The following is a 695-nucleotide window of genomic DNA, read 5'->3' as shown; positions in this document are numbered from 1 at the left end:
TCGATCACCTCCAGCGCGCTGACTTTTGCCGTGCTGCTGTCAGCCGTGAACGTCACCTGGCCAGACTTCGCCTGCGTCCAGTTATCGCCGGTGGTGGCCTCCACCCGGAACTCCCCGGCCTTCAGGCTGGTCTGGCTGACGGTGACGGTACCATCCTTCCCGGTCTCTGCCGTTGCCGGAAGGATAACCCCCTCKCCGGCCCTGAAATTCACCACCTGCCCGGCAAGCGGGTTCTCRTGGGCGTCTTTCACCGTCACCCTGACGCGCGTGGTGTCCGTACCGTCTGCCACGGCGTTATTGTCGATCACCTCCAGCGCGCTGACTTTTGCCGTGCTGCTGTCAGCCGTGAACGTCACCAGAACAGATTTTGCGTGTAACCAGTTATCGCCAATGGTCGCGTTTACCTGAAACTCCCCGGCCTTCAGGCTGGTCTGACTGACGGTGACGGTACCATCCTTCCCGGTCTCTGCCGTTGCCGGAATGATGACGCCGGTTCCGGCATCAAAACTCACTGCCTGTCCTGCAACCGGGTTCTCATGGGCGTCCTTCACCGTCACCCTGACGCGCGTGGTGTCCGTCCCGTCTGCTGCGGCGTTATTGTCGATCACCTCCAGCGCGCTGACTTTTGCCGTGCTGCTGTCAGCCGTGAACGTCACCTGGCCAGACTTCGCCTGCGTCCAGTTATCGCCGGTGGT

Annotated in this window: 1 protein-coding gene; it reads right to left on the bottom strand. The window is 61.9% G+C overall.

The window, feature by feature from the left end; all coding sequences use genetic code 11:
* Positions 1-695 (bottom strand): Ig-like domain-containing protein (locus A6013_RS23885; RefSeq protein WP_175437406.1); only part of this gene is annotated, 695 nt, incomplete at both ends.

Origin of the sequence: Enterobacter sp. IF2SW-B1 (assembly GCF_001743375.1) — a bacterium.
GTDB classification, from domain to species: domain Bacteria; phylum Pseudomonadota; class Gammaproteobacteria; order Enterobacterales; family Enterobacteriaceae; genus Enterobacter; species Enterobacter bugandensis.
This window is presented reverse-complemented; position numbering and strand designations above follow the sequence as displayed.